Here is a 23,078-nt window from a genome sequence, read left to right as displayed (position 1 = left end):
CGTGTCGGCAGTCCTGGACACCCGCCCCTGACACCCCGCGTTCCTGCCCGCCGGCTGCCCCCGGAGTTGTCGGCGCACCGACCGCTCACTCAAAGGAGCGGACCCTCCGCAACACACCGGCGCAGAGGGCCCCACGAGGCTGACTGCTTAACCCCGTGCCGGCCGGGTCCCCGCCTTCCGGGCTGCCTATGCAACTTGGTCCCCGCCCACGGGCCGTGATGGTCCGTTACCGGTTGCCCGGGCGCTTTCCGAAGAGGGCCTGGCGCAGCGTCATGGGTTGCTGTCGGAGGTCGGTGCGGCAGGTGGGGCAGTGGCGACCGTCTTCCGGTGGCGCATCGTCGTAGAGGTGGCCCTGCTGGCCGGTGATCGCAAGTCCGCAGCGTTCGCACGGCTCCGGCTCGGGTGCGGGCGCGGGGTTGGGTTGCTGTGCCCAGCGCTCGCGTTCCGCTGCCCAGGCCTGCTGCCGCTCTTCGCGCTCCGCGTCGCGTTGCCGGCGGCGTACTTCCTCACGGACAGCCCACGCTTCGTGGTCCTGAGGGTTGGCGAGGGCGTCGGGGAGGGTCTCCCACTGGCCGTGTCCGCAGCGTCTCCATACCGCGCCGTGCGGGCCGCCGGTCTGGAGGCGCTCGAGGGTGGTGAACAGGACGGGGATCGCGTCCGCGTGGTCGTAGTAGCCGTCACGTTCTTCGCCCGCCCCGTAGGTGCCGTGCCACTGGTAGGTGCCCGACCACACCTGCCGGGACAGCTGGAGAACGGTGTTCATCCGGTTCTTCAACGCTTCCGGGCCCATGCGGGTGCCGGGGTTGAACACCACGGCGACGGGCGGGTGGCCATCCCTGCCCGTCGCCGCGTACCGGGAGCGCCACACCGGGACCTCAAGCCCCTGTGCGGTCTTGGTCTTGAGGCGGAAGTAGGTGCGGTATTTCTCGAACTTCGCGGCCAGTACCTCGGGGGATTCGGTGCAGTTGTCGACCTCGACGAACAGCACCGGCAGGCCGGCCTCCGGCGCCTGCAACACGGCATCCGCGCGGACGGCGGTGCGGGTGCCTCTGCTGCTGGGCAGATTCAGCGGGACCTCCGTCGGCCACGACCTCACCCAGCTCATCCCCCGCGCCCCGGAACCCGTCGCCTGCGCGTCAACGTCCACCGGTGGCAGGGCGGGCCCGGTGTCTTTGAAGCGGTGTGATCGTTACGGCAGTCATGAATACGACTAAGCGCGCAATCGCCGCCGTCATCCTGACGGGCGCTGCTCTCTCGGCTCCCACTCAGGCTTACGCCGCCGACGCACTGGCCGCACCCGTGCCCGTGGCCGGGCCGCTCGTGGGAGGGATCCTCGACCCACTCCTGGGTGGCCTGGCAGACCCCGCGACCATGCTGAACACGCTCCTGCCGAACGGAGTCCTCGGCGGCTGACAAGCCCAGCGGACCCCCTTGACCACCTGCCGGTCAAGGGGGGGGCGGTCAAGGGGTCACGGCCCTGGAATCAGGATCGCCCGTCGGCAATTCCTGGTCGCAGCCACAGGTGAAAGGGCTGCACTGCCGGCTGAACCAGATGGTGTCGACCATCGGCACGTCCTGCATCTGGTCGGCCAAGCGCCACAGGACCGGTCAGGACCCTGAGGGCGCTGTGCCCACGCGCACTTCGAACAGCTGGGACTGGGGGATGGTGTCGCAGGTGTCGTTCGACAGGAATCCGTTCTCCTGGAGGTCGAGACAGCCGGACCACGGCTCGGTGCCGAAGTTGCCCCCCGTCGCCTTCAGGAAATGGTCGTTCTTGATCTGCTGGGTCTTGGAGTCATAGGCAAACGAGTTATTTCGCGCGGGCGCCTCCGGCCAGGCACATACGGCCCCATCGAACTCCGAGTACAACCTGTCGTGGCTCAGGCATTTGCCGGTGGCGGGGTTGCGCAGCTGAGCGGTGCCGTCGGAGTTGTGGATCGGTTCCCATCGCTGCGCCGCGCTGACAGGGGAGGACGAGCACGGGGCGGCGATGACCCACTGGCCTTCGCCTCCCCTGTTTCCCATGATGGGGGTGGCGTCCATCTGGAGGCATTTGCCTGCGTGCGTGGGGTCGAGGCTGGCGATCTGGTAGAAGGGCCCTGGCTTCGGCCAGTCCGCGGACGCCTGGGCTGCGCTCATAGACAGGAGGCTCGCGGCTGCTCCCAGGATGAGCACACTTCGCAGGCCACGTCGCTTACCACTCTGTCGCACGGTGACTCCTTATTCGGTGGAACGGCGCACTGCGCGGTCGCACCGCGCAGGCCAAGCCGGTGTCTTGCCCGCTGTTCAACGCCGCGGGGCGCCGGAGGGCACTTGCAGGTGGGAGACGCTTGCCCGGGCGCTTCCCGAACAGGGTCTGGCGCAGCGTCAGGGGCTGCCGCTGGAGGTTGGTCCGGCAGTCGGGGTGGTGGCGGCCGTCTTCCGGCAGTGCGTTGGTGCAGACGATGCCCTGCCGACCGGTGATCGGCCCTTTGCAGCGTTCCGCACGACTCCGATTCGGGCTCCGGTGCGGGCTGGCGGATGTTCGCCGCGGTACGGGAGACGCACAGCGAATGATCAACGATGCGTCAGCAGGCGCGTGCTGCGCCCCGGCCCACCGTCCGTCCCCTTCCCGCGCCGGCCTTGCCCGGCGCCCGAGCGCGGAGGCCCCGCCGACGCGCAACACAGAGCCGGCGCCCCGATCCCCCGAGGCACGCCCACCCCGTCCCCACCCTTCCCTTTCCTTCTTCTTCTGTCTGGTGGGGGTGTGGGGGTGTGCAGAGGGGGATGTCGGGCTGGCGACCACGGTCTGGTAGGGGTGGTGAGCTGCGGATATGCCGTCAGGCGCTGGAGGGGCGCGGACTGTTGTGGGTGGGGTTGTCGGCGGGGTGGTGGGTGGGGTTGTGGGCCTGGTCGGGGGCGGTGTTGTCGCTTCGTGACCGTGGTCGGGCCGCGGTGGTCGGGATGGTGGTCGGGGCCGGCTGCTGCGCTGGCAGGAGACGCGGCACCCGGCAGAAGGGGGGTGCTGCTGTGGGCCGACAGCGGAGGTACGGCGATGGTGAACGTGGATGCGGGTGGTGGGGACCGGCTGGCATTGGCGGTGCTGGCGCAGTACCGGATGGCGACAACGGAGCAGCTGCATCTGCTGATCGCGCCCGGGGTGCGGATCGAGCAGACACGCCGCCGCCTGGCCAAACTGCGTCTGGAAGGTCTGGTGGACCGGGTCACGCTTGCGCAGGCCGGCCGGACGCGCGTCTGGTTCGTCACCGAGTACGGAGCGCAGGTGGCCGCGCAGTTGCCCGAACTGCGCGACTGGCAGGCACCACGCCTGGCGTCAGACAGGACAGCCGTGCGGCTGAAGACGGGACACGGGCTGACCGTGACGGAGGTCGGGCTGGCGTTCGTACAGGACGCCCGGCGCCGCGGCGAAGTGTGCCGACCCTTGGACTGGATTCCCGAGGTCTACCACCCCCTCGGCAGCGGGGAGGCGGTGATCCCGGATGCGTTGCTCTACTACCGCCAAGGCCAGGGTGAGGAGTGGTCGATGCTGCGGGCGTTCGTCGAGGTCGACCGGGCGACTATGGGGCCTGAGCGCCTGGCCGCGAAGATCGGCGCTTACGCCCGGCTGCACAGTTACGTGCCCGTACCGGTCGCACGGCCCCGGCAACCGTTCATGGAACCGCCGGAGGAGCCCTGGCGGCGACGCTATCCGGTGTTCCCGCGGCTGCTGTTCATCCTGGACAACACCGGCCCGACAGGCATCCAAAACCGTGCCCAGGCCCTGCGCGCAGCGGCCCGGGATACGGGTGTGGCGGGCTTTCTGCGCGCGGTTCCGGTCCTGGTCGCGGCGATGGCCGACCTGCTGCGCGACGGGCCTGCAGCGCCCGTGTGGCGGCCGGTGCAGGACCTGAGCCGGCACGTGAGCTGGATGCACTCCCGGGATACCTGACCACGGCCCCGACCACGTCTTCTTCACCCCCGACCACAGACCAGACCATGCAGGTCACGGCCCTGCGCTTGGAGCTGTCCTGAGTCCAGGTCCAACGGCAGCGGGCCCGGAATAGGGAGCTTGAGGAGGAGCTCGGGGAGCCGTCACCGTCACCGGTCCCGCCGTAGTTCGTCACGAGTAGGAGAATTCGGCTCCGGCGGAGAGGGGAGGTGGACATGATCGGGGGATGGTCGGACTCGGGGGACGTCGCCGGCGGCGCAACTGGCAACTGACCGACACTCTGTGCGCGGTGGTGGTCCTTGCGTGCGCGGTCTACGCGGTCTGGCAGATTTCCCATGGTGGTCTTGAACCGTCCGACACCGCGGGCGTACTGGGCCTCTTGCTGGCCGCGGCCGGACTCGCGGCCGCGATCAGGGCACTGCGTAAACCAGTGGAGGGCAACGACGCGGAACGCGCCCGCGTGCTGGCCGCGACCCTGGCCGGCCTGGTCGAGGAGGGGGAGGGTGCGGTGTGGCGGCAGTTGCTGGGCGACGACATCCGCCGTATCAACCTCACCTATCTCCTGCACCCGGCCGCGGTCCGTCCGGCGCTGGCCCCACCGGCCGGACGCCTGGCGGCTGGCGGCCCGGGTTCAGGCCCGGCGACCGTGCCCGACATCGTCACCTACTACCGCGCCACCCGCCCCGCACGGCTCGTCGTCACCGGCGCGCCGGGGGCCGGCAAGACCGTGCTGGCCCTGGAACTCCTGCTGGCCCTCATCGACGGTCGCGCCGAGGACGATCCGGTCCCGGTGCGTATCCCACTATCCCGGTGGGACACCGAACGCCAGTCCCTGCCCGATCTTCTGCGTCAGCGGCTGGTCGAGGCGTACGACTGGCCCGCGGACCTGGTCGCCCTTCTGGTCCGCCACCACTTAGTGCTGCCGGTCCTGGACGGCTTGGACGAGATGGACCCCCCGCGTGCCGACGGCTCCCCCGATCCCGCCGCACCCCGTGCGACCGCTGTCATCCACGCCCTCAACATTCACCAGCAAGGCCGGGACGCCGGTCCCCTCATCCTGACCTGCCGCACCCGCCACTACGACGCCCTCGCCCCCGAGATCACCGTCCTGGACGCCGCCCGCATCGCCGTCGACCCCGTCGCCACCGACGACGCATGGACCTACTTGGCCGACCGCGCCCTCGACACCGCCCGCTGGGAGCCTCTGCTCGACCACCTGGCCGCCCAACCTGGTGGCGTTCTCGTGGCCGGGCTGTCCACCCCCTGGCGGCTCTGTCTGACCGCCACCGTCTACCACGACGACGGCAACCCCGCCGAACTCCTCGCCCTCCCGGACGCCAACACGCTGGACCGGCACCTCCTGGCCCGCTTCATCCCCGCCGCCACCCGCACCGCCCCCAACCCCCGCGGCTACACCGCCGAAGACGTCCACCGCTGGCTCCACCACCTCACCACCCACCTCGACCCCACAGGCACCCTCCACCCCACAGCCCCCGCAGGCGCCGAAGCCACTGACCTTGTCCTGCACGAACTGTGGCCCCTCGCCGGACGCACGCGCGTCCGTGCGACCGACGCCCTCCTCACCACGCTCCTCGTTCTCACCACCTTCGTCCCAGCTTGGGTAATTGCATCCCAAGTACCGGTGTGGATCATGGTCCTGCTAATGGCCGCCCTGAGCGGAGCGGTTGCCACCAAGTCGGGCACCACCCCCAGGAGGCTGCATAACCCGTTCACTACCGTTGAAAGGCGCAGCAATCTCGTATCCGGGCTCGGGACCGGGCTCGGGTTCGGGCTCATGGGCGGGATCGTGTTCGGGCTCGAGTACGAACCCACGACCGGGCTCGGGGCCGGGATCGCGTTCGGGCTCACAATCGGGCCCGCGATGGGGCTGATGGCCGGATTCATGCGGCAGCCGGGTGCGCTTCTCGAAGCTCGGGACGTCATCAGGGACGACTCCTTGGCAGGGCTCATGATCGGGCTAGCGACCGGAATCGCCTTCGGGCTCGCCTTTGGGCTCGCCTTCGGGCTCGCGACCGGAATCGCGTTCGGGCTCACCTTCGGGCTCGCGATCCCGCTCACGATCGCACTTGCGACCGGGCTGGCGGTCGGTGCACCCGTTTCACGACGGTATGCGGTTTTCCTGCTCTGCTCACGCCACCATCTACCGTTCCGGCTCGGCCTGTTCCTGGACTGGGCCGTCACCGCAGGACTCATGCGCTACAGCGGACCCGCCTACCAATACCGCCACCGCGAACTCCAACACTGGCTCCGCCAACACCCCCACCCCCCAACCAGCCCCTAACAGGTCAGAGCACCCTGACGCGCCCGGTCCGCAGCCCACACACGCCGCACCAGCCCTCTGATCACGACGTGCCCACCCTGCCGCCTCCCAAGACAATCCATCCCCCACAAGCAGGTACAGGCAAAGAGGAGAGAAAGGGTTGTCGGGCGTGGCCGCCGCGCCATGGGCTGTATAAAGTTCGGGCCCGGGTCCGTGCCGCGTTGACGGAACCGGCACGGGCCCACCACCTCAGCCCAAAAGCCTTCCCGCGCGCAACGCGGCGGGCGACGCCGGTCAGCCGACCGGCTCCCGGAAGGCGTCGATCGCGGTGCGCACCTCGTGCGCACGCTCCCACTCACCGTGCCATTCCGTCTCGTAGCCGCGAAAGCGCCGGGACACCAGCGCATCAGCCACATCCGCCACGGCTTCGGGTGCCGCGTACACGCGGTGCAAGACCGTGAGCGGACCGCGCGGAATCGCCGCCTCGCCGCCGGTGCGGAGCAGGGTGTGGGACCAGCCGGTGTCTTCCCTCCAGGTGAGCCGCAGGCCGCCCGGGCCGGCGCAGCGGGACACGTCCCAGGCCAGCACCAGGTACATGAGCTCGCCGTAGGCCCGGCCGGTGCGTTCCACGCGGACGGTGCCTGGCGGGATGGCGCGGTCGGTGAGGGCCTGGTCGACATCCTGGGCGTAGGGCCAGTGCGGCAGCAGGCCGGGGCGCAGGAGCCCTGGCGGGTTGAGCAGCACTCGCGCCTCCACAACGGATCAGGTCGACAGGTCAGGAGGCGCGCAGCAGCGCGGCGGCCGGGCCGATCACATCGGGCCCGAACTTCTTGCGGATGCGGTCACTGACCGCTTCCGCGACCAGCCGGTCCTCACGGGCCTGGTCGAGGCTGATCTGCTCAGCGACCTGGTCGGCGTCAGTGAGGTCGTCGCCGCGCAGGGCGAGTCCGGTCAGGCGGCCACACTGGAGACCAGCGGCGTCGATCAGCCGGTAGGCCATCGTGCGCAGGTCGTCATCGTGCGCGGAGGCCTCCGGCAGACGACGCGTCTTCTCCCACGACGTCCCGCCCACGAACCGCAGGACCAGCGTCAAGCCGCGCGCGACCTGGCCGCGGCCGCGCAGCCGCACTCCGAGCTCCTTGCCCGGCGTAGAGGCCCCGCCGACGCGCAACGGGTAAGCGTGCCGCTTTGATCCCCCGAGGCGCGCCGGTGGTGTCCCGCCAGGTGGTGTAGCGGATCAAGGCGCCGGAATCCGCAGGTCATCGCCGCATCGGCGCGGCTCGGGACCGCGGATGGCGCTGACGGCAGGTCAGCCGCTTAGCGGGCCGGCAGCCGTGTCCCATGGGGTGGCCGACGCGCGGCTTACCGGAACGCGCCGAGCAAGGTCGCTTACACCATGAAGCGGGACACGACCGGCGCGCCCGTCACCCGTCCCGGGCGTGACAGACCTGGGGCGGCGTCGTTGGAGGGGAGGGCTTGGTCGTGTTGGCCTTGGGAGACGTCTCGCGCGTGGTCTTACGCAGAAAGCCGCTCCTCCGTCGGACAAGAAGGGTGGTCACCACCGTGGTGGCTCCATGAGCGGTGTGCGGAAAACGGTGTGGCGGGGCACGGTCTCCGTGGCGTTGTTGGCTTCGGTACTGGCGGGTCAGGGGAGCTTTGCGTCAGTGGCGGAGTCCGCCGGCGGGGAAGCGGCAGGCGATGCTTCGCGGGACCCGGCTTCTGCGTCGAGCCAGTCGGTCGTGATGCGTGACGGCACGCGTATCGCCGCCACTGTCTACACCCCGGCGGGGGCCGGGCCCCATCCGCTAATTGTCATGCCGGGTGCGTGGTGGACCATGCCGCAGGACGTGCTATTCGACGAGAAGAAGGAGCTGGCGGAAGCAGGTTATGTGGTCGTTTCCTACGATCCTCGAGGGTTGCGGCGTTCGGGCGGGGAAATCGACATGGCCGGGCCGTCGGACGTCGCGGATGTCTCGGAGATGATCACTTGGGCGCTCGGTCATACGCCTGCGGACGGGCGGCGTGTAGGGCTGTACTCCTCCTCGTACGGGGCGGCGGTGACTTTGAACGCGGCGGCCCATGACCCGCGCGTGGTGGCTGTTGCGGCTCTGTGCCCTTGGACCGACCTGTTCGATTCGTTCGTGCGCAACGGCACGCATACGGGGACGATCGCGACCTACCAGGCCGTGCTGGGGTCGCTCAACGGCCGGATGAGCCCTCAGACGCGCCAGGCATTCGCACGGTTGACGAGCAACCAAGACACCGAAGCTGTGCGGGCCTGGGCGAAAGAGCGGTCGCCCCGTACCTTCGCCGCGCAGCTCAATGCGCGCCGCACGCCGGTGTTCATGGCCGGAGAGTGGAGCGACCCTCTGGTGCCGGCTGGTCAGACAGGCCGGTTTCTGGACCAGTTGACCGGCCCCAGACAGCTGTGGATGAACCCGGGCGGTCATGGGGATTCCAGTTCACGCGAAGCCGCACTGCTGCAACCGAAGGCTGCCATCCGCGAACATGCCCGGCGCTGGCTCGACCGGTTCCTCCTCGGCCGCCCCAACGGCGTGGACCTCCTCGCGCCGTTGATGGTGCGGCCCCGCAACAACGATCGGGTGGAGACCTATCCGAGCTGGTCGCGCCTGGAGCGGTCCCCCTCGCAGGTGCCGTTGCGGGCAGAGGGGACCTCAGGGGAGGCCAGCGTGCGCCTGCTCGCCGGCCTGGATTCACCCGCCGACTCAGGACTCTTCCCCGTCGCCGGCCTGGCCGACTCGGTCGGTCTGGCGCCCACCACCGCGCTTCCCCTGCTCGCCGCACCGCTCGCGGCCGTGTGGCGCAGCGAACCGCTGGAGGTCCCGTGGGGGTTGCGGGGCTCGCCCGTCGTGCGCACCCGCCTGACATCCACGACGTCTCGGGGCACATTCGTGGCCCACCTCTACGACGTGGACCCGCTGGGTGTGGCGCGGCTGATCAGCCATACCCCGTACAGCTTCACGGGCGCGACACCCGGCACCCGTTTCGCAGCCGAGGTGCCGCTGCCCGCCGCGGCGTGGAACGTCCCCCGCGGGCACCGCCTGGCGCTCGTCTTCGACGGCAGCGACCACCGCTACACGGGCGGCGGCCCGATCGGCTCAACTCTCACGTTCTCCGGGGCCGACACCCGCCTGAGCGTTCCCGTCCGTTCCGTATGAAGTCGGCGGTCCGCCCAGGGCTCGTGATCACAAAAGGGTGATCACACCGGGGCGGGGGTGTCCTGGCGGCGGCCGCCGCGTTAGAGAGGGCACGGTCTCGATCTTGGGCGGCGGCTTTGCCGCGCCGTGAAGTCTGGAGTTGTCATGCTGAGTGTTCCGTTGGGCGATGCGGAGCAAGTACGCCATGTAGCAGTGTTCAACGTGGCTATGCCAGGGCATGTCATTCCGACGCTGGCCGTCGTGCGCGAACTGGTGAGACGCGGTCACCGGGTGAGTTACGCAGTGACCGCGCAGTTCGCCGACGACGTACGGGCGGTGGGAGCGACCCCTGTTCTTTACGAGGCACCCGATGCAGGGGAGGCGCCCGAGGACATGGTCGTGGGGGTGACCGGGGCAGTCATCGTCAACGTGGCCGCGCTGCCACAGCTGGAAACCGCGTTCGGTGCCGACGTGCCGGATGTGGTCCTCTCGGATGTGTACGCCTGGGCGGGCCCGCTGCTCGCAGCTCGCTGGGGGGTGCCCGCCGTCCAGCTGGCTCCGACGCACATTCCCTACGATGGGGTGGTACAGGATTTCTACGGGCTGGACGACATCGCCCAGATCCCCGGCTTCCCCGAACTCGCAGAAGCGCTGGAGGAATTCGGTGTGCCGGGAGGAGTCCACGCGCTGACGCTGGCGCCGCCGAAAACGATTGCGTTCTTCCCACGCTCCTTCCAGCGGCGTCCGGAGACAGTGAAGGCGGGCGAGGCGCACTGGGTGGGCCCGGCGATCTGCGACCGGTCCTTCCAGGGCCGCTGGCAGAAGCCGGAGAACGACAAGCCGGTGCTGTACATTTCGCTGGGCTCTCAGTTCAACCGGCACCCGGAGTTCTACCGGTCGTGCATCGAGGCATTCGATGGACTGGGGTGGCACGTGGTGATGAGTGTGGGTTCCGACGTGGCCGCCACCGGGCTCGGCTTGGTGGGAGACGGGTTCGAGGTGCACGCGTGTGTGCCGCAACTCGATGTGCTGGCCGCCGCGTCGGTGTTCGTCACACACGGCGGCATGGGCAGCCTCATGGAAGCCTTTTCTCTTGGGGTACCCGTCGTCGTGGTACCGCAGATGGCCGAGCAGAGGGTCAACGCCAGCCAGGTCGAGGAGCTGGGCGCGGGACGCCATCTCCCCCGGGAACAGGCAACGCCCGAGACGCTGCGCGCCGCGGTCCAGGCGGTCATCGACGACCGGCAGGTAGCCGCCGCGGTGGCGAGGCTGCGCCGGGACATCAGCGCGGCCGGCGGCGCGGCAGCCGCGGCAGACGTCGTAGAGAAGACCCTGGCCGATACACCCACGACTACCCACTGACCTGATCGCCGCCACATCTGCGCCGCTGGGCCGCACCCAGCGGCCTTGAGGCAGCCAGCAAGCCGTCTTACGATCACGAGCTGCCCGAGGGCACGTCCCAGAAGGCATCCAGCCCTCCGGACGATGCCCGTCGACCCAGACGGTCTCGTGTACCGAACCGGAGTCAAGCGGCAGCCGAGAGCGTGCCGTCGTCCGCGCAACCTCGTTGGGGCTCTCCCCCAGCTTCCTGTGCGGCTACGCACCAGAGCCGTCATGGTCAATGACATTCACAACCATCTCGATCCCTCTGCAGGACCTTCTCGGAGCAGGACACCAATGGAATCCTTCAAGACCCGTCGGCGCATCAGGATGAGCGACGCCGACATCTACGGCAATGTGCACAACCTGTCGATGATCCGGTACGCCGAGGACACCGCCGTCGAATTGGCGCGGAAGCTTCAGCAAGAACACGGCATCCAGAGCTACTGGGGTGTCGCAGACATTCAGGCCAGCTTCACATCGCCGCTGCCCTGGACGACAGCCGACGTCGGACTGTCCCTGCAAGCCGAAAGGGTCGGCCGGGCCAGCCTGACACTCCTCACCCAGATCACTTCCGAACACGGCACGCACGCCACCGTCCGATCGCGCGTCATCCGTTTCGACGCCACCGGCAACCGCGCCGCCATCAGCCCGGAAGAACGCGCCCACTACTCCCGCTACCTGACATCAAGCGGCCAATCCGCAGGCAAGGTTCTCGCGCAGTCCCGGACCTGAGGAGACCTGCCCGTCGTCTCTCAGGGGAGGACGGAGGCATCGGGTTCAGCGGTGGATTGGGTAGTGCCGCCATCTGCGGGACGGCGGCAGCCGTCCCGCTCTCCCTGACCCCGCGGTTTTCCCTGGCCGCGCGTTCTGTCTGGGCCCGACGCGAGCGGCGGCCTCGATGGCCGCTGCATGGCAACAGCGCTGTGCGCGACACTGCCACCGCGGACGGTGGCAAACCTCAACGGCGTGCCTTCATCGACTCCAGCGGCATCAACACCTTCCTCATCGCCTACCAGGCCGCGAGCAGCGCTCAGGGATGGCTGCGCATCGCCAGTGCCCAGGAAGCCGTCCTGGGGGTCCTGCAGATCGTCGGCCTCGACAAGGTCATCCCCTGCCGCCCCACCATCGAACAGGCCCTGACCGCCGGTTAGCCGAGCGGTCGCCGAAAGACGTCGATCGCGGTGCGCACCTCCTGCGCACGCTCCCACTCGCCATGCCATTGCGTCTTGTAGCCGCGGAGGCGCCGACACCAGCGCATCGGCCACGTCGGTGACAGCCTCGGGTGTCGCGTACACGCGGTGCAGGGCGGTGAGCGGGCCGCGGGAGCGCCGCCCCATCCCCAGCCCGGTGTGGACGTTCGCGATATTCCCCCGCCAAAAGTTTGCGTAATTCCCCCACCCCTCGCCTGATCGGGGTCACTTGACCGGGGCCTTGCCGGGCTTGTCGGTGGGGTTTTTGGGGCGCTTGTTCGGCCGGTAGCTGGGGCCGTTCATGATGACTTGGTGGCTGGTGTTGATGAGCCGGTCCAGGAGGGACTCGGCGACGACGGGGTTGGGGAAGAGCGGATACCAGTCGCTGGGCGCCCGGTTGCTCGTGATGATCAGGGACCGGCCCTGCCGCTCGGAGACGAGTTCGTAGAGGTCGTCGGCCTGGGCCGCGCCGAGCTGGCGCATGGCGAAGTCGTCGAGGATGAGCACGTCGGGACGTACCAACTCGCGCAGGCGTTTGTCCCAGGTGCGGTCCGCGTGGCCGCCGGCCAGTTCGGCGAGGATCCGGCTGGTCTTGGCGAAGCGGACGTGGGCGCCCTGGCGGACCGCGAGGTGCCCGAGGGCCTGGGCGACGTGCGTCTTGCCGACCCCGACGGGACCGAACAAAATGACCGACTCGCCCGCGTGCAGCCAGCGCAGGGCGCCGAGGTCGCGGATCTGGGCCGCGGGCAGCTTCGAGGAGGCGGTGAAGTCGAACTCCTCGAGGGTGACCTGCTGCTCGAACTTCGCCCGGTGCAGGCGCCGTTGGAAGGCGACGGTCTCGCGGCGGGTGATCTCGTCCTGGCAGAGGACCTGGAGGAAGTCGAGGTGGCCGAGCTCGCCGCCGTGGGCCTGGGCGAGGCGGGCATCAAGGGTTTCCAGCATTCCCGAGAGCCGCAGCGACTTCAGCGACTCGCGCAGGGCGGTGTCCATCACGCTCATCAGATGCTTCCCTCAGCTTCGCCGTGGACCTGGTCGTCGCGGAGCCCGTCCGCCGTGTCGGGGGGTGTCGCGGAGGCGAACAGCCGCTTCGGTCCGTGGAGGAAAGCCGCGGCTCCCGCATCGCCGCTGGTCTCGGGCTCGGGATCGGTCTCGGTGCCGGCGATCAGGATGCCCTTGATGGTGCGGTAGGACGGGTCGCCGACCGTGATCGCTCTCGCGCAGGCGGCCTCCAGCCGCGTGTCGCCGTACTTCTTGCGCAGTCCGAGAACTCCCTGGGCGGCGCGGAGCCGGTAGAGCGCGTTGACCTCCAGCAGCTGGTCGACGACCTCGCGGCAGGCGTCGCCGAGCTCGGACGCCTGGGTGCGGCACCAGATCGGTGTCTTCATCTGGAAGGCGATCTTCTCCGGCGGGTAGTCGCTTCTGTCGGTGCGTTTGCCCTGCTCAAGTGCCGCGTGAGTCTTGACCAGTTCACCGTCGAGGAAGACCTGGACCATCGTGGCGGTGGAGCGGACATCGACCCTTCGGCCGATCAGTTTCCAGGGCACCGAGTAGAGGGTGCGGCCGACCTTGATGTGGATGTCCGGGCCGACCGTCGCGGTCGACCAGCGGGCCAGCACGAACGGGGTGGGCGGCAGCGGCAGCAGCGTCTCCGCCTCCAGGGCCCCGAAGACCGCCATCGGGGTGGCCCCGCCCAGCGGCCGGCATGGCCGCTGGCCTGCGACGTTCTGGGCCCAGGTGACGGCCTCGGCCTGCATGTGCTCGATCGAGATGAACTCCCGCCCGCGCCAGAACGAGTCCCGGATGTAGGGCATGGGCCGCTCCACCCTGGGCTTGTCCTTCGGCTTCAGGGCGCGAGCCGGGTCCACCAACGCCCCGTAGTGGGTGGCGAGTTCGGCATACGCCTTGTTGATTTTCGGGTCGTAGAGATCGGGCTTGTCGACGCCGGTCTTCAGGTTGTCCGGTACGAGCCGGCGCGGGACGCCGCCGAAGTAGCGGAAGGCCGCGACGTGAGCTTCGGTCCAGGAGTGCTGGTGGAGGTTGAGGACGGGGCGGACGAACATGTGCCGCGAGCACGGCAGGACCATCACGAAGGCCCAGATCCGGTGCCGTTTGCCGGTGCGCGGGTTGATCCACTGACCCAGGAAGCCGTAGTCGATCTGGGCCTCCTCGCCCGGCTCGATGTCCTCGCGCAGGACGGTGACCTGCGACCTTTTCACGTCGTCGGGCAGCGTGGCGTGCACCCAGCGGCGGAACGCGGAGATCGACACCTGAAGCTTGTGCTCGTCCCGCAGCCGTTGATGGATCGTGGTGACCGTCACCTCACCCAGCAGGCCCTCGATGTAGTCGCGGTGCCGATCGATCTCCGCCCAAGTGATCTGCCGCAGACGGGAGTTGGTCAGCTCAGGGAACCACTCCTTGATCAGCTTGGCCCAGTCGGCCTCGCCCATCGGCGGCCCGCCCGGAGTGATCCCGGCCGCCTCCGCCGGCGTCAGGTACTTGCGGATCGTCTTGCGGTCCACCCCCAGCGACGCGGCCAGCTCACGCTTCGAGCGGCCTGCGTACCAGTGGACGTAGATCTCGGTGACATCGACCACGACGAACGTTCTCCTCGCCATCCGGGCTGCCCATCGGCCTTGCGAACCACAGGCCGAGAGCCGCCCCGAGCACCTCCGCGATGCCCCGGTCCCTCGATCCCGAACTCCGCCGTACCCATGGCCAATTAGGAGAATTCGGTATGGGGAATAACGAAGTGCTCAAACCACCCAACATGGGGAAAATCGCGATCGTCGACACCCGGAGCAGGGTGTGGGACCAGCCGGTGTCTTCTCGCCAGGTGAGCCGGAGGCCGCCCGGGCCGGCGCAGCGGGACACATCCCAGGCCAGCACCAGATACATGAGCTCGTTGTAGGCACAACCGGTGCGTTCCACGCGGACGGTGCCCGGCGGAATGCCGCGGTCGGTGAACGCATGGTCGACGGCCTCGGCGTAGGGCCAGTGCGGCAGCAAGGCTGGGTCCAGGAGTCCCGGCGGGTTGAGCAGCAATGGTGCGTCAGCAGGCGCGTGCTGCGCGCCTCGGCCCGCCGTCCGCCCCCCTTCCCGCGCCGGCCTTGCCCGGTGCGCAGCGCGGAGGCCCCGCCGACGCGCAACAAGAGGACGGCGCCCCGATCCCCCGAGGCACGCCCACCCGTCCCCGCCCTTCCCTTTCCTTCTTCTTGTCTGGCGGGGGCGTGGGGATGTGCAGAGGGGGATGTCGGGCCGGCGAACACGGCCGGCTGGTCGGTGTCCCGATGGACGATGAGCAGCAGGACGGGCCGCGTCGTGCCGGCACGGTGGTGGGGGTGGCCCGTTGGGGGGCGGGGGGTGGAGGCGTTTCCGCGGGCGGCCCACCAGCCGCTGGCTGACATGCCTCACGCAAGAGACACAACTCCTGTGCAACCAGGCCGCTACCTCGCGCGTATGAACCAGTGACCGCTCAAGCGGCACCGGATTCCCGGCAAACGCAGGAGGAAACGACATGCGCAAAGCCCTGCTCGGCTTGTTCGTAGCCCTGGCGGCAGTGCTCGCGGCAGCACCGCTCACCAGCGCCGACCACACCGCAACCGTCGCCTGCTGCGGCCCCATACCGAAGTAGCGGGTTCCCACAACCCCTGTGCAACCAGGCCGCCACTGCGCGTGAATGAATCGGTGACCGCTCCACACCGCACAGGATTCCGTCAAACACCGGAGGACAGGCAATGCGCAAAACCGTACTCGGCTTGTTCCTAGCACTCACGGCTGTACTCGCAGCAGTACCGCTCGCCAGCGCCGACCAGACCCAGACCATCGCCTGCTGCGGCGGCATGCCCGGCCACCCGTAAAGGGCCATCGACAGCAGAAGCGCTGGATCAGTTTTCCCCTCACGACAAGGAGAAGACCGTGCGCAAAGCCGTACTCGGCTTGCTCGTAGCACTCGCGGCAGTGCTCGCAGTGACACCGCTCGCCGGCGCCGACCAGACCGAAACTGTCGCCTGCTGTGGCATGCCGCCCGGCCAGACGTAAAAGGCACTTACCGCTAGCTTGATGGTGTATCAAGGCCCGTCAGCATGCGCTCGCTGGCGGGCCTTTCTCCTCGTTGGGAACGGTGACCGACGGAAGTGACTGCACCTGATCACACGGTGCGTCATCCGGCCCAGCCCACTTCACGGCCAGGGATCAGGTCACCTGCTGAGCCGCGGGCCCTGCGAGGGGATGGTCAGCGGCGGTCGTTCAGCAGGGGACCCGGTGGGACGCTTCGGCAGCCGCCTGAGGTGTCGTCGTGCGGGGACAGGCCGTGGATGGGCCGGAGTTCCCCGAGGACCACATGAGTACCTCTTCCGTGTCGAGGACGATGCCGGTGTAGCCGCGGCCACAGGTGCACGGCACGATCCCCGTCTTCGGGACCGCCCTGCTGGTCGGCATCGCAGTCGTAGCTGTCGGCGTACCCGCCAACATGCTCAACCAGGTACACGGGAACGTGCCTACCGACGGGAACGTGCCTACCGGAGGGGTGCGTGGGAGCTGAAGAGCACGTTCGGCCGCCCAGGCTCAAGGGATGATGATGACCTTGCCTCGGGTCCGGCCGGCCTCACTGAGGCGGTGGACGTCTGCGAGGTCGGTCAGCGGGCGCGACTCGCTGACGTCGATGGCGACCGCACCCGCCTCGACGAGTTCCACCAGCGCCGCCAGATGCGCTACATCGTTTCGGGCGACGATGTGCATCGCAGTGACCCCGGCATCGGCAGGTGACTTGACCGGGGTCGCGATCGAGACAATACGCCCGCCCGGCCGGACCAGAGGCGCCAGAGCCGCGGCGTCCGGTGGGCTCAGCGGGACCAGATTGAGCAGAGTGTCCACAGGGCCGTCGAGCGACGCGCCCACCGGCCCTGCGGTGTAGTCGATCACTCGGTCCGCGCCCTGCCTCCGGACCACCTCGGTGCTTCGAGCACCGGCCGTAGCGATCACCTCGGCTCCGGCATACTTCGCAAGCTGCGTCACGAAGCCGCCGATGCCACCGCCCGCACCGTTGACCAGCACCCGCTGACCAGCGGCCACCTTGCCATGCTCGAAGACCGCCTGCCATGCCGTCAGGCCGGCCAGGGGAAGAGCCGCAGCGTTCGCGAGAGGGACAGCGTCCGGCACCGCGACCAGCACGGCGACGGGCGCCCGTACGTATTCCGCGGCCCCTCCGCTGTCGAGCCACCCCATGACCCGGTCGCCGACGGCGAATCCCTGCGCCCCCGGGCCGATCTCGGCCACGGTGCCGGCGACGTCCCAGCCGAGCGTGTACGGCAGGTCCACGGGAAGGAACGCCTGCAGCATCCCGGCGCGCAACGCGGCCTCGGTGGGATTGAACGAGGTCGCGGCGACACGGACGAGTACTTCTCCGAAGGCGGGTCGAGGGCGCGGAACGGTGTCGTAGCGGATCACGGACGCATCGCCGAATTCATGGATACGCGCGGTCTTCATCATCGTCATGCCGCGAATCTACGACCGCACGCAAGAGACGATCCATGCGCCAGAGCGCCCAGTTCATACGCGAACGTCTCGCACGCGTACGCTCACCGTATGGATGTACTCAGCGACGTGGTCGCGGTGACGCGCACTGGCCGCTCCCGCTCGGCGCACGTGCGGTGGCATGCCCCGTGGAGACAGGAGTTCGCCTCCGTCCCAGGGTCGGCGGGCTTCCAGGTGGTCCTGCAGGGTTCCTGCTGGCTGCTGCCTTCGGAGACGGAGCCCGTCCAACTGGGCGCGGGCGACGTGGTGTTCCTTCCCCACGGCAGCGGCCACACCCTGGCGGACAGCCCCAGAACCCCGGTGACGGCCCCTGCCTGCGGTCCCGCCGACCACCAACTGTCCGGCACCTACGTCTCCGACAGCGTCGACTGGAGCGGAGAGGACGGCCCGGTCACCGTAGTGCTCTGCGGGGCCTACCAACTCGACCTGTCCCGCACCCACCCGCTGTTGCTGACCCTCCCGGATCTGATCCACCTCCCGGCACAAGCAGGCCGCCATCCGGAGTTGAGTGCGGCCGTCGAGCTACTGGCCGCAGAGGTGGAGAACGCGCGTCTGGGCACGGACGCAGCCGTCCCCGCGCTGCTGGACGTGCTGCTGCTCTACATCCTGCGCATCTGGTTCAACGGACAGTCCTCCCTGGGCAACACCACCGGATGGGCTGCCGCACTCAACGACCGCCCGGTCACCGCCGCCCTCCACGCCATCCACCGAGACCCGGCTTCGCCGTGGACCGTGGCGAAACTCGCGGCAGAAGCCGGGCTCTCCCGGGCTCCGTTCGCCAGGCGCTTCGCCCTGCTCATCGGTCAACCACCCCTCAGCTACCTGACCTGGTGGCGGATGACCACGGCGGCGCACCTGCTGCGGACATCAGACGCACCCTTGAGATCCATCGCCACCCAAGTGGGCTACACATCCGAGTTCGCCTTCGCCAACGCGTTCAAACGAACGCACGGAACGGCACCCGGAACGTACCGACGGAGGAACTGAATCCGGTACGGCAACCCGGGCACGTTCAGCTGTACGTGCCTGGGGACATGCAGGTGTACGCCGACAGTAGCCCTCCTCCACGTTCTGCTCGGACGGCAGTGAAAGGCGGCTGCCGCACCAAGAGGAAATGCCTCTTCTCCCCCGTGCTCTGTCGGCATCGGCCGGGGTGGCGTGGCAGGTGGCTGCGGCGTGGCCGCATCCCGGTAGGGGCGGGTGTAGCGGGTGGCGGCGTGGTAGGTGAGGCCGAACAGTTCGCAGATGATGCGGGTGTCTCCGTTTGCCTGGGCCTCGTCGATGATGCGGTCGTCGCGCAGGAGGTGGCTGGAGGCGGGGTAGTGGCGGTAGAGCCAGGGCCGGCTGACGGGTGTGGTGGACAGGGCGGTGCGGCTGGTGACGAAGAAGTGAGGGTTGGCGGTGTGCGGCCGGCGCTGGCACCGGTGGGTGAGATAGACGGCCAGGCGTACGCGTACCGGCTCGGCCAGGCGGATGGTGCGGCCCGGCAGGGACAGGTGGCCGGCGCAAGGGGTGCCGGGACCGGCGCCACGGACGCCGACTTCTTCCCTGGGGCGACCCCTGCCGGCCCGTGCAGCGCAGAACCCCGTCTCCGGTCCCGGCCCTACGGGTTTCGCTGGCGCTTGCCGAAGAGCGTCTGGCGCGGCAAGGAGGTCGTCGCCCTCGCCCCACGCGCCGGAGAGCGGTCCACCGTACCGCTGGCACGGCTGTGCATCCGGGTCCGGGCCCTGCGGGGAATCGTGTTCCCGTTCGTCTTCCTCCTGCCAGGCTGCCCGTATCCGTTCGAGTTCTTCCCGCGACTGAAGTCGTTCGGCTTCCAACCGGGCATCATGCTCCCGGCGGCGTTCGTCGTCGCGGCGCCACCACATCTCGATGTCGTCGGGGTTGGCGAGGGCGTCGGTGAAGGTCTGCCACTGGCGGTGGCCGCACAGCCGCCACACCGCCCCGAGCGGCCTGTCGTCTTGCAGGCGGGGCAGGGTCGTGAAAACAGCAGCGGGATGGCGTCGCTGTAGTCGCGGTACCCGTCGTCCGGATCCCCCGACAGGCCGCCCATGCGCTCCCAGCTGCCGGACCGGAACTCCCGGGTGAGATCCAGGACGCGGTTCATACGGTTCTTCAACGCCTGCTCACCAGTACGGATACCCGGGTTGAACACCACGGCCACCGGCGGATACTCCTCCGGAAGGTCGGCGGGAACAGGGTGCGCCACACCGGGAGTTCACGGCCCTGGTGGTCTTTGGTCTTCTGGCGGAAGAAGCGGCGGTAGCGGTCGACTTCGCCACCGGAACGTCCGTGGACTCCGTGCAGTTGTCCACTCGAACAGCGGCACCGGCACCCCGGCTTCGGGCGCATGCAGAACGGCGTCCGTCTGGACGGTGGCCCGGTTACGGCCGCTGCTGGGCAACGCCATCGCCACCTCCGTCGACCAGGAGCTCACCGAACCCACCCCGGCCGGTGCGGCAGGCGCGGCCGGAGGTTCCGTACCAGCGGTGGGGATGGCAACGGCTGCTGTCTCCGCAGCCGGCCGGGTGGTGGTGCGGCGCACCGAGCGGGCGGGTGCGTGGCTCCAGCCGGCAGGGCAGTGGAGGCAGCGGGGATGTCGCCGTCCACCGTCCGCGACGGCACCGGCTTCACCATCCCCGCCCGCCTGGCCTCCTACGCCAGCCTCGCCCCGACCGCGAAGTCATCCGAGGCATCGAGCCACGGCGAACACGCACCCAGAGGCGGCAACCGGCAGCTCAAACGCGCGATCCTCAGTTCCTCACGACGTTGGCTCTCCAACGAGGAGGAAGCCAAGGACAGTCACTCGTCGCAGCGTTTTGGTGAGGCGCCCTGACCTCAGAAGAAGTGCTTGCGTCCACCGACCGCGCGGCCGGTCGCACCCAGGATCCACAGGATGGCGCCCACCAGAATGAGGATGCCGCCGATCGTTGTCAGCAGCCCTATGCCGACAAGCAAGCCGATGATCAGCAGAATAAGGCCAAGAATGATCATTTCAAGTTCCTGTCGTCAGGTCCGACTCAGACGCGTGTGCGTATGAGCTTCACAACGGCCTAAATTCCCCTCGACCGGTAGGTCCCGGCTCCGAATTGCACCAGGACCTCGGTGCGATAGCCCTTGTGCCCGGCGACACGGTATCCACGCACATCCTCGAAAAATTGTTAGGCGCTGTTTCTCGGATCTGCTGACGTGCGTGCGGTGTTGGGGTCAGGGTGGCAGCGCAGCACCAGGTTGGCGCCTGCATCGAGTCGTCGAACAGCGCCCGCTCCGCACGGTCAGCCGGGTACGGCAGCTCGCTGGTCCCCTCGCTGGGCGCTGCTGGCGCCGCCGAAGGCGTGTGTGGCGGCCTCAGCCAGGCCAAGTCTCAGGCTCTGGGTGTCCGTGCTGATCCGGGCGGGATACCGCGTCGGATCGCGGGGATCGGCGCAGCTGGCTCCGTACTCAGTGCGTGCCTGCCGATACTCGAAAGCGCGGCGGGTGCTGCGCACGTGGGAGGTCGACCGGGAATCCCGTCACAGGGTCCGGCGACCCGCTGTGGAGACGTCGGCTGGGGGGGGTGATTCCTCTCGACGCAATTAGCGAGGTTCAGCCTCGCCGAGGTTCAAGGTGAGCTGAATCCCCACCCAGCGCCTGTGGCGGTCCAGGGATCGAAGCGCCCCGCACATCCGCTCCACGACCAGCCGCGACGCGCGACAATTCGATGCGGTGGTCAACACAGCCCCGTTCCAGGCTCGTTGCGAGTCGATCCCGGGCAGCGGTGACGGTCGTGGTCAGAGCCTGTCGGCGGACCGCCCTCACCCGACACGCTCTGCGTTGGCTCCGCCGCGTCCCTGCCGAGGAACGGAAAAGGCCCTCCACTACCTCGTCGTCGCACTGTTCGTATGCGGAGGTACTGAAGGCGCCCTTTCCGCTCACCCACCGACGGCGAGAACTGGTGGTTCACGCCATCGCCCATCTGGTCAGCCCGCTCGTTCTAATGCACGGCAGCCGATCTGCGCTCCTGCACGGTCATCAGCATCTTTCCGGGGCGCACAGTGGCCCGTGCCACCGGGCGCACCGTCTGGCCGGGGGCCAGCGTGAAGCGCACCGTCCGCAGAATCGTGGCCAGGGCGGTGATCAGCTCGGTGGTTGCGAACCGGTCACCGATGCACCGGTGTTTGCCCGCACCCCACGGCAGAAGAGCTCCTGGCGGGAGTTCCTGAGCTCCGTCCGGCCAGCGGTCGGGGTCGAACCGCAGCGGCGAGGGATAGAGGTCCGGGTCGCGGTGCAGGGCGTGCTGGCAGTAGGCCAGGTTCGTACCGGCCGGCAGCGTCCACGGCCCGAGCTTGGTCTCCGTGAGGGTGCGGCGGGTCAGGATCCAGCCCGTGACATGCAGCCGCAGTACCTCCTTGATCACCCGGTCCAGGGTCGGCAGCCGGCCGATGTCCGCGAAGGTCACCGGCCGGTCGCCCAGCACCTGCTCCAGCTCTATCCAGCACCTCGGTTTCGATGTCGGGATGCCGAGCCAGCTCGTAGAGCACCCAGGCCAGTACCGAGCCTGTGTTCTCGGTGCCGGCCAACGCGAGCGTGAGCACCTCGGAACAGATCTGCTCATCCGTCAGCGGGCGGCCGGTTTTCTCGTCCTGCACGGTGAGCATCACGGAGAGCATGTCGCCGGTGTCGTGGCTGGTGGAGCGCAGGCCCGCGACAGCCTCGGAGACAGTGCTCCAGATGGCGGTCCGGGCCCTGTCGAAGCGGCGGTTGAGCGGGAGCGGCAGATGCTTGGCCCAGCCTGGCATCATGATCCGCAGCCCGACGCTGTCCATCACCGCGGCCAGGTTCTGGCGTAGTTGCCGGAAGGCGGCGGCGTCGAGGCTGTCGGAGAACACCGTTTTGGTGAGCATGGTCAGCGACAGCTGGACCATGCTCTCGCGGACGTCGATGCGCTGACCCGGGGTCCAGCTGTCGAGTGCGGCTTCCGTCTCGGTGCGCATGATGTCGACGTACCGGCCCAGCTTGGGGCGCGCGAAAGCGGGTTGCATCTGGCGACGCTTGGCGCTGTGCACGTCTCCGGCGACGGTGACCACGGAGGTGCCCAGGAGTACGCGCATCTCGTCGAAGAACGAACCCTTGTCGAGGGTGTCCGCGATCGGGGTGGTGAGCATCGCGCGGATCAGGGCGGGGTCCTGGACGACCAGTGTGGGGGTGCCTGGCTGGAGTGTGATCTCCACCAGGGGGCCGTAGCGCTGACGGAGCGAGGCGATGAAGGGGAGGGGCCAGGGAAGAGCCGAATGAAGTGGCCGAACAGCGGGAGTTATCCCGCCGCCCGGGGTATGGGGGGAGGCTCTACAGGCACAGTTGTCCCTTCTCGATGAGCAGCGCCTGAATGCCTTCCCGTCAACGGCACCCGGTCAATCTCGCCCCCTGATGTCCTGCGCGCCACGCGACGAGGTATCGGCAGCAGGACGGCCAGGCAGGGAAGCCAGGTGCTCGGCCGTGCCGGGCCGGGCGCGATCGGCTTCGACCAACGCGCACGCCGGGCCAGGACGACCGCCCTGGCCGAGAGCGGGATGAGGTTCGATGCCGGCGGCCACGAGACGTGGGCTCCGGTCTCGATCGCCACGGCC

General features: G+C 68.9%; 18 protein-coding genes and 2 pseudogenes. 10 read left to right on the top strand and 10 right to left on the bottom strand.

Features of this window, described 5'->3' with window-relative positions; all coding sequences use genetic code 11:
* Positions 1–226: 226 nt before the first annotated feature.
* On the bottom strand, positions 227–1,105 hold the full coding sequence (locus O1Q96_RS23095; RefSeq protein ID WP_269250019.1) for a replication-relaxation family protein: 879 nt from the start codon (positions 1,103–1,105) through the stop codon (positions 227–229).
* Positions 1,106–1,200: 95 nt separating this feature from the next.
* Between O1Q96_RS23095 and O1Q96_RS23090 the strand changes: the two genes are divergently transcribed.
* Positions 1,201–1,413, top strand: coding sequence for a hypothetical protein (locus O1Q96_RS23090; RefSeq protein WP_269250018.1), 213 nt, complete (start codon positions 1,201–1,203; stop codon positions 1,411–1,413).
* Positions 1,414–1,608: 195 nt separating this feature from the next.
* Here O1Q96_RS23090 and O1Q96_RS23085 read toward each other — a convergent pair whose 3' ends face one another.
* Complete coding sequence (locus O1Q96_RS23085) at positions 1,609–2,139, bottom strand: RICIN domain-containing protein (protein WP_269250017.1); 531 nt, start codon at positions 2,137–2,139, stop codon at positions 1,609–1,611.
* A gap of 895 nt (positions 2,140–3,034) precedes the next feature.
* On the opposite strand from O1Q96_RS23085, the gene O1Q96_RS23080 reads away from it, so the two are divergent.
* Complete coding sequence (locus O1Q96_RS23080) at positions 3,035–3,928, top strand: replication-relaxation family protein (RefSeq protein ID WP_269250016.1); 894 nt, start codon at positions 3,035–3,037, stop codon at positions 3,926–3,928.
* Positions 3,929–4,154: 226 nt separating this feature from the next.
* On the top strand, positions 4,155–6,230 hold the full coding sequence (locus O1Q96_RS23075; protein ID WP_269250015.1) for an NACHT domain-containing protein: 2,076 nt from the start codon (positions 4,155–4,157) through the stop codon (positions 6,228–6,230).
* Between the two features lie 273 nt (positions 6,231–6,503).
* On the opposite strand, the gene O1Q96_RS23070 is transcribed toward O1Q96_RS23075, so the two are convergent.
* Both O1Q96_RS23070 and O1Q96_RS23065 read right to left on the bottom strand, forming a co-directional pair.
* The gene (locus O1Q96_RS23070; RefSeq protein WP_269250014.1) at positions 6,504–6,953 is read right to left on the bottom strand and encodes a DUF6292 family protein; all 450 of its coding nucleotides are present in this window, start codon (positions 6,951–6,953) and stop codon (positions 6,504–6,506) included.
* A 31-nt stretch (positions 6,954–6,984) separates the two neighbouring features.
* Positions 6,985–7,338: a DinB/UmuC family translesion DNA polymerase gene (locus O1Q96_RS23065; RefSeq protein ID WP_331276058.1), complete on the bottom strand. Its 354-nt coding sequence runs from the start codon at positions 7,336–7,338 to the stop codon at positions 6,985–6,987.
* 445 nt (positions 7,339–7,783) lie between these two features.
* Here O1Q96_RS23065 and O1Q96_RS23060 point away from each other — a divergent pair, with 445 nt between their 5' ends.
* The 4 genes from O1Q96_RS23060 to O1Q96_RS23045 all read left to right on the top strand — a co-directional run bounded on the left by O1Q96_RS23060 (position 7,784) and on the right by O1Q96_RS23045 (position 11,901).
* Complete coding sequence (locus O1Q96_RS23060) at positions 7,784–9,388, top strand: CocE/NonD family hydrolase (protein WP_269250013.1); 1,605 nt, start codon at positions 7,784–7,786, stop codon at positions 9,386–9,388.
* A gap of 144 nt (positions 9,389–9,532) precedes the next feature.
* Positions 9,533–10,729: a macrolide family glycosyltransferase gene (locus O1Q96_RS23055; RefSeq protein ID WP_269250012.1), complete on the top strand. Its 1,197-nt coding sequence runs from the start codon at positions 9,533–9,535 to the stop codon at positions 10,727–10,729.
* A gap of 315 nt (positions 10,730–11,044) precedes the next feature.
* Positions 11,045–11,482, top strand: a complete 438-nt coding sequence (locus O1Q96_RS23050) for an acyl-CoA thioesterase (RefSeq protein WP_269250011.1) — start codon at positions 11,045–11,047, stop codon at positions 11,480–11,482.
* A gap of 191 nt (positions 11,483–11,673) precedes the next feature.
* Entirely contained in the window at positions 11,674–11,901 is a 228-nt protein-coding gene (locus tag O1Q96_RS23045) for an STAS domain-containing protein (RefSeq protein WP_331276057.1), read from the top strand.
* A 264-nt stretch (positions 11,902–12,165) separates the two neighbouring features.
* On the opposite strand, the gene istB is transcribed toward O1Q96_RS23045, so the two are convergent.
* From istB to O1Q96_RS23030, 3 genes are all read right to left on the bottom strand, one after another.
* Positions 12,166–12,939: an IS21-like element helper ATPase IstB gene (istB, locus tag O1Q96_RS23040; protein WP_269246479.1), complete on the bottom strand. Its 774-nt coding sequence runs from the start codon at positions 12,937–12,939 to the stop codon at positions 12,166–12,168.
* Positions 12,939–14,534: an IS21 family transposase gene (istA, locus tag O1Q96_RS23035; protein WP_269246480.1), complete on the bottom strand. Its 1,596-nt coding sequence runs from the start codon at positions 14,532–14,534 to the stop codon at positions 12,939–12,941. The genes istB and istA overlap by 1 nt, the downstream gene beginning before the upstream one ends.
* Positions 14,535–16,503: 1,969 nt before the next feature.
* Positions 16,504–17,433, bottom strand: coding sequence for an NADP-dependent oxidoreductase (locus O1Q96_RS23030; RefSeq protein ID WP_269250010.1), 930 nt, complete (start codon positions 17,431–17,433; stop codon positions 16,504–16,506).
* A 90-nt stretch (positions 17,434–17,523) separates the two neighbouring features.
* Here O1Q96_RS23030 and O1Q96_RS23025 point away from each other — a divergent pair, with 90 nt between their 5' ends.
* The 3 genes and pseudogenes from O1Q96_RS23025 to O1Q96_RS23015 all read left to right on the top strand — a co-directional run.
* Positions 17,524–18,459, top strand: a complete 936-nt coding sequence (locus tag O1Q96_RS23025; RefSeq protein ID WP_269250009.1) for an AraC family transcriptional regulator — start codon at positions 17,524–17,526, stop codon at positions 18,457–18,459.
* A gap of 416 nt (positions 18,460–18,875) precedes the next feature.
* Positions 18,876–19,484, top strand: a complete 609-nt coding sequence (locus O1Q96_RS23020) for a hypothetical protein (protein ID WP_269250008.1) — start codon at positions 18,876–18,878, stop codon at positions 19,482–19,484.
* 560 nt (positions 19,485–20,044) lie between these two features.
* Positions 20,045–20,308: pseudogene (locus O1Q96_RS23015) on the top strand (transposase); the annotation flags it as partial.
* Between the two features lie 2 nt (positions 20,309–20,310).
* Here O1Q96_RS23015 and O1Q96_RS23010 read toward each other — a convergent pair.
* The 3 genes and pseudogenes from O1Q96_RS23010 to O1Q96_RS23000 form a co-directional block, all read right to left on the bottom strand.
* Entirely contained in the window at positions 20,311–20,466 is a 156-nt protein-coding gene (locus tag O1Q96_RS23010; RefSeq protein ID WP_269250007.1) for a hypothetical protein, read from the bottom strand.
* Between the two features lie 979 nt (positions 20,467–21,445).
* Complete coding sequence (locus O1Q96_RS23005) at positions 21,446–22,066, bottom strand: cytochrome P450 (RefSeq protein ID WP_269253693.1); 621 nt, start codon at positions 22,064–22,066, stop codon at positions 21,446–21,448.
* Positions 22,020–22,682: pseudogene (locus O1Q96_RS23000) on the bottom strand (cytochrome P450); the annotation flags it as partial. The pseudogene O1Q96_RS23000 and the gene O1Q96_RS23005, both read right to left, overlap by 47 nt.
* Between the last annotated feature and the right edge of the window lie 396 nt (positions 22,683–23,078).

It is taken from the genome of Streptomyces aurantiacus (genome assembly GCF_027107535.1).
Lineage (GTDB): Bacteria > Actinomycetota > Actinomycetes > Streptomycetales > Streptomycetaceae > Streptomyces.
The sequence above is the reverse complement of the archived record's forward strand: the minus strand, read 5'-3'. Positions and strand labels throughout refer to the sequence as shown.